This is a genomic window from Escherichia sp. E2748 (assembly GCF_005781125.1).
Taxonomy (GTDB): domain Bacteria; phylum Pseudomonadota; class Gammaproteobacteria; order Enterobacterales; family Enterobacteriaceae; genus Escherichia.
Map to the genome: position 1 here is coordinate 22242 of NZ_VATP01000032.1, position 6634 is coordinate 28875.

The 6634-nt window shown below is 41.4% G+C and carries 4 protein-coding genes and 1 pseudogene; 3 read left to right on the top strand and 2 right to left on the bottom strand.

Annotated elements, in window-relative coordinates:
* Positions 1 to 574: 574 nt before the first annotated feature.
* Positions 575 to 763, bottom strand: coding sequence for a hypothetical protein (locus tag FEK42_RS20820; RefSeq protein WP_135491788.1), 189 nt, complete (start codon positions 761 to 763; stop codon positions 575 to 577).
* A 591-nt stretch (positions 764 to 1354) separates the two neighbouring features.
* Between FEK42_RS20820 and FEK42_RS20825 the strand changes: the two genes are divergently transcribed.
* The 3 genes and pseudogenes from FEK42_RS20825 to FEK42_RS20835 all read left to right on the top strand — a co-directional run.
* The gene (locus tag FEK42_RS20825; RefSeq protein ID WP_171022642.1) at positions 1355 to 3541 is read left to right on the top strand and encodes an inverse autotransporter beta domain-containing protein; all 2187 of its coding nucleotides are present in this window, start codon (positions 1355 to 1357) and stop codon (positions 3539 to 3541) included.
* Positions 3542 to 3619: 78 nt separating this feature from the next.
* Entirely contained in the window at positions 3620 to 4027 is a 408-nt protein-coding gene (locus FEK42_RS20830) for a hypothetical protein (protein ID WP_135491790.1), read from the top strand.
* Between the two features lie 33 nt (positions 4028 to 4060).
* A pseudogene (locus FEK42_RS20835) lies at positions 4061 to 4333 on the top strand (ZirU family protein); the annotation flags it as partial.
* Between the two features lie 381 nt (positions 4334 to 4714).
* Here the strand turns inward: FEK42_RS20835 and FEK42_RS20840 are convergent.
* Positions 4715 to 6493 (bottom strand): hypothetical protein, encoded by a 1779-nt coding sequence (locus FEK42_RS20840; protein WP_135491792.1) that lies wholly within the window; start codon positions 6491 to 6493, stop codon positions 4715 to 4717.
* Positions 6494 to 6634: the final 141 nt, after the last annotated feature.

The following is a 6634-nucleotide window of genomic DNA, read 5'->3' on the forward strand; positions in this document are numbered from 1 at the left end:
TTACAATAGAACTTTAGATAGCGCTGCTGCAACGTAGAAAAGGTATATGACATCTTTTGTAGCATAACAGTTTCAGATTATCCCGCGGGGCTCTTGATACTTTACCAGGCCTGATCAGGCACAAAATAAGTTACTGCATTGTACAACAAGTGAGAATAAAGTTAATGCTGTGATATGAGTACATAAAGAAAGGCTAATCCCGGTTTAGAGATTATCAGCAACAGTTCATGTATTCACATTACCAGGCATAAGAACAGCTCTTCAGTAAGGACAGGAGTAATTGAATCCGGAGAGTGCAGGACGTGGACAAAAAATAATTTTAACAACCAGGACATTTATTAACGTACTAAAACTTCTACTGATAAAACAAGTAGTTATAAAATGGATATATCAGCATTCCTGGTTTAAATACCAGAAACAACCATTGAATACAATACTATGCAGATATCAATTTCAGACATAAAAGCTAAAAATGTACCACATGAAGCATTATCGCAATTATGTCTGTTCCATCGCCAGAAAGCGTATGATATGACAAATTCAGATATTTTGACGAACAAAATGTTGAGTAACTCTATTTCATAACAGGACTTTTAAAATGAATATCTATGTCTGAAATTTCACCTATGTTTATTAAAATATGCTTATCATCGTTACTCCTGATTGTCACTCTGGTCTGGACTCTTGTTTCGGCTCCGGCATGAAAAGATACGATTTGCTGAATCTCTTTCATCATATTCTCTAGTGCTTCATGATCGTTCATAGCATCACCTCACAGATTACTTATATTGTTTAATAAATTATCGGCAAAAAAAAGATTTGGATAAGTCGGAAGGTGGAGGCATACCTAAACGTGTAGACGTGTATCCACAGGATGGTTTAACTCTATAGCACAGGATTAATGCTGGCACAGCAGAGAATGTCTAAAGATTTAATGCAATTATCGATTACCAGACACAAATACATTTTTTTCAAAATCATTGCAAATACTTTCCCTAAAAATAAATCATCATTTTTATATCCACTTCAACAGGGTTCAGTGGCTGTATGCTGATTTATAACTCGCTACAGCGCTAACAATCACCCTCCCCGTTCATTAACCAAAATCACACCAATACAGGAATTACCCTCTCTTTATGGTGCTTACTCATAATTTAACTTAATGAAAGCTGGTTATAAGATAGTTGATGTTTTTGCTTCATCATCGTTTGCTCTAAAGCGAAATTATTTATTAACATAAAAATGCCTTCCTCTATAGAATATGTACAATACCAACAAAATAATTAGCCGCGGTTTTGTTCTTAAAAGTATAACGGTCGTGATCGGTTCGATTTGCCAGGTTATATCGCCTGCTATGGCCAGTGCGGATGTCGCTTTGCTCGCCGAGCAAAAAAGCACGCCTTATGAAACGCAACGAGATAGCTCACGTGCAGATTCAGAAGCGGAAGATCGTGATCAGGAAAATGCTCAATTAACTCAGTTAGCCGCTTTTGCGTCTCAGGCTGGAGGAGTGCTTTCTGGTCATACGGATAGCAACATGGCAAAAGCGATGGCCAAAGGCTTTGTGCTGGGTAAGGCAAATCAAAGCGCCGCTGAATGGCTGCAACATTACGGAACAGCACAAATAGAAATCAACGCCGACGATAACTTATCGCTAAAAGATTCCTCTTTTATATTGCTTCATCCGTGGTACGACGTACCGAACAATCTGCTGTTTTCTCAAAGCGGCGTCCACCGTGTTGACGGGCGGGGCATTGTGAACCAGGGCATTGGTTATCGCCACTTCAACCAGCAAACGATGTATGGCCTCAATACCTTTATCGATTACGATTTATCCGGAGATCATGCCCGGGCGGGGATTGGCGCCGAATACTGGCGTAATTTTGTTAAATTTTCCGCTAATGGCTACATCGGGCTAACCGGATGGAAAGCATCTCCGGACGTTGAAGATTATGAAGAACGGCCTGCCAATGGTTGGGATTTACGTCTGGAAGGATACCTTCCCGCTCTCCCGCAACTTGGCACCACGCTAACGTATGAGCAGTATTTCGGTCGGGAAGTCGTGCTGTTTGGTAAAGAAAACCGACAGAAAAACCCCCGGGCTCTGACTGTCGGCGTGAATTTCACACCATTTCCACTGCTGACATTAAGCGCGGAGCATCGCACTGGCGAGAGTGGAAAACACGACACTCAGCTCAAAGCGGATGTGAACTGGCGCATCGGCACCCCACTCCGCCAGCAATTAAATACGCATGCCGTAGAAGGCATCCGTACCCTGAATGGCAGCCGCTATGACCTTGTTAATCGTAATAACGACATCGTTCTTGAGTATCGCAAACAAACCGTTATCAAATTACACCTCCCGGGGCGAGTAACAGGAAAATCAAAACAGGTCATTCCGTTGTTGCCTGAAGTGCAGGCAAAACATGGTTTGAAAGATATTGAATGGAATGACGCATCATTTTTAGCCGCGGGCGGTAAGTTGATCGCTCAGGGAGCCCGCTGGCAGATGGTGTTGCCGGAGTGGAAAGATGGCGCGATCAATGCCTGGGGAATCTCCGCTATTGCGCATGATACCCGTGGTAATGCATCACGACCTGCCGAGATGCAGGTTGTTCTTACGCCACCGACAATAAGTAAGAAATATTCCAACCTTAGCATCGCCGTAGCGTATCTTCTGGCTGATAAGAAAACGCAAACCACGTTGACAATTACTCTACTGGATGATGAGAAGAAACCGGTAAGTGGTAAAGCTGACCAGATAATTCTCGATGGCACATTTTCGCCGATCAACTCATTGGTAGACGGTATGGCTTTGGCAGCAGGAACTGCCGCATTAAAGTCTCAGGCGACGGTTATACCGCAACTGGGAAAACTCAAAGAGTCTGGTAATGGCATTTACACAACAACGGTAACTGCCGGTGAAAGCGCTGGAAAATTTACTATTACTGCAAGCCTGGAAGATACTACGCTGGCATCTGCTGACATCATTTTTACAGATACCTCAGCCGCACTTGAGCAAAGTACGCTTACTGCTGACAAGACAACGTTTTCTGTCGGAGGTACTGACAAGTCGACTCTGACCCTTACCTTGCAAGACAGCAAGGGCCAGCCAATTAGCAACGAAAAAGAACGCATAACATTCTTTATTGCTGACAGTACTGTAGATACATCGAAATATTCCTTCGATACCGTTCAGGAAACCAATCCTGGACACTACACCACAACATTTAGTGGTCTTCTGGAAAACCCAAAGTTACCTGTTGGCGTCAAAATTAATGGCAAGGATACCGGCAAACGCCTGATCTTTAATCTGACAACAGTTTCTGTCGCAACGGTTACAGGTGTGCCTGTAGTGGGAAATATGCTGACAGCAACAATGCCTTGTAGAACAGGCTGCAATGCGTTGACTTACCAATGGCAGAGAGAAGATCAAGCAGGTAGTAATAATTACGTCGATATTCCAGGTGCCACAGCGATGACATATGTTCCTTCCACAGCCGATCAAAAGCGAAAAGTGCGGGTGCAAATTATCAAATGACTTATTACTGAGCCAGAAAGTCATCGTTATCCCGCATCTGTATTGGGTATTTGTTAATAAATAGTAAGACAAGAGAATATGAAACTAAGCTTGAAAAAAAAGACTGCCGCCAGCATTACAATGGGCTTCTTACTCAGTATGAGTGTTAATGCCGTCGCAGCAATAATCACCTCTTCCGCAACGGTGCCCATTACTGGTCATGAGCCAACCCTGACTGCAGGTGATATTACTTTTGAGGATAAAAATGCAAATGGCATTCTTGACCACGGCGATGTCGTAAAAATCGATCCCACTCATGACTTTGCATTTGCCGATGTTGATGGAGATAAACCCGATACAACGACTCCCCGACTCTATAGCTGGAAGACTGGCTCTACTGAAGTGGCAGCAACCGAAACTTACACTATTCAGGACAAAGATTTAGGACAGACAATTACACTGTTTGTTACTCCACAAACTGACAAAAATATTACTGAGCCATTCTAGGGCAAACCTGTTCAGTCTACGGTAAACGGAACCGCAGGTGGACTACAGATTTCTGGAAGCGACGATGTCATTAAAGTGGTAATTAGCGGCGGTACCGGTGTTTCTGGCGCACCTATCGTTAATGACACTCTGACAGCAACACCAACCTGTACAAAAGCGTGCGGTGTATTGAACTACCAGTGGCAGGTCGAGGACTCCGTCAATAGCGGTAAATATATCGATATAACAGGGGCAACAAACAGTACCTGGAAAGTCACTAAAGAGACTCAGAAACGAAAAGTTCAGGTGGTTGTATCCAATCCTTGATACTTCTATTTTTCTTCCCAAATAAAGGGAATAAAGAACAGTAGCAATGTGCTACTTGTAAAGTCAGAAAACCACCACACTAATTATAACGGCGGTTTTCTGGCAAACTTAAACTATTCTCCTATGTAGATAAAAATAACAATCAACAAACAGACCTGTAACTCAACAGCCTATTTTTTTGTTATATTTATCGCCTGTACGGTGCATGCAGAATTACCGCATTTATCCCAGTGAGGATGCACAACATAAGCACACCCTGCCAATGAAGATAATATGCCACCTATGATTAATAATTTATAATTCGACATATTAATACCAAAATATTATTGCAATAGAATATAAAAATGGATACCAGCGTTATTGCTGGTATCCATTTTTGACTTACATTACTGTATCGATATTAAGAATTAGCGTAGAAGACACAGCTTCAACGTTCCCTTCAGTCTCATACCAGATAATTAACTTGCTACTGGTTGTGCCAAAAGGATCGCTGTTGCAATTACAAAGATCTTCATACATAATCTCAACCTGGAGGTAACCTAGTGTAACATCTGCTGGCATAATTTCGTGGGAGTGAAGTAACCGACCGGGTAAATTTGAATAAACATAATTATCATCATCGTAATACGATAATTCAATTTTAGTATTAATAACATCTCCCGCAGTAAGGTTTCCAGCAACCGGAATACGATAGTACATATGTTCACCAGGCAGACCATTCCCAATACGATGCTTATTAATGATCCCTCCAGATACCATTTCCGTTCCACTAACATCAATAAAGGTTGGTGATTTTAACGTTCCTTTTTTCGGCGGCGTCACTGGAATTGCCTTCGTGACAATAAGTCTTTTATGTTCAGAAATCCCTACGTTGCCGCTACGTTCAGCAACAATGTATGAAATCCTGTTTTTGGCTTTATTTACGTTATCCTGTACCATTAACTCTGTAGTATCGAATTCAAAGGGATAAATCGTTTTCTGCGGTTTTGAAGGAACCTCATAACGCCCCAAAAAAGTTCGATCACCAATAACAGCTGTTCCCATAAGATCAACATAAGTTGGCTCATTAAACACAAGAATGGTATCGTTTATAAAACCGCCATAATCAGGTTTAGATTCGACATCCTCCAGAGATTTGAAATGCAAATTCACTTTCTGTTGATCTTCATCAAGAATATCACCGTCGGTATTTTCAAAGTACATTGAATATCCCATGTACTCTGGCGTAATGCCTTCAATAAACAGACCTTTAGAGTCAGAAGTATCAATATCCGGGGAACCTGAACTTACTGTCATTACCAGGAAACCGGCATCTTTAGCACAGGGGTAAATACGGAACTTTGCCACGCCAGCTTTCGATGCTGAATCATTTTCAAGGTTAATAACAAAACCATCAAGTTTACTCGAGATTATATTACTAACATAATGATATTGCATGTCAGGATATATTTTTGATAAATCCTGATTAGTATCAGACATCATAAAAAATACGTTTTCGAAAACCGCCTGCGACATACTTACAGGTCGCAGATACAGTTGGATATCCTGGTGTTTTTCATCGCCAGGATATTTCGTCAAATTACGTTTATACGTTATCGTACCAGTAATATAGGTGACGCCAGACAGATTTGAATAACTATCATTAAGAGTTTCCGGAGCATTCAAGTCAATAATCTGAGTGTCATCAAAAGAGATAGTAATCTCATCATCGAGATCAGTATTTGACTCCAGTACATAATATTGGCAGTGACATGTTACTGGCGCAGCTGCTCCCAGGGCTTGTACAGTCAATGTCAAGTCGATCGCATTATCGCCCAAAGCAATATTGTTAGGTACATTGAACGAATACTTATACATATAAACTTTGCTACCGTCAGTATCCGTAAATTCTCCCTCACCATGTGGTTTTGGTAAAATATTTTTACTCGCCACATCCATTTTTATTGCGCTAGGATCCATGGCAATTTCCGCATTCTGGTATTTATAATAAAATTCCAGATAAATAGTCTGCCCTCGCACTATCCCTTTCTGAGAAGGGAAGCTGCATGTTAATACCCCTGGAGAGAGGGCGTTAACATGAGAAGTCACCGGATGAGCATCTCTGAGATATTGTTCAGATTTAAACTTCTCTATAGATTTAATTTTTCGCATATTTAACATGATATCACCTTTAACTTTATTAATTACATTGTTATATCAATGAATACTTCGCGCAGATAAGAGAATTCCTGCTTATTCTGGCAATAGTATTCCACTCTCAGCGTGCTCTGATCCACGCCCCGCGGGGGCATATCACAGCCC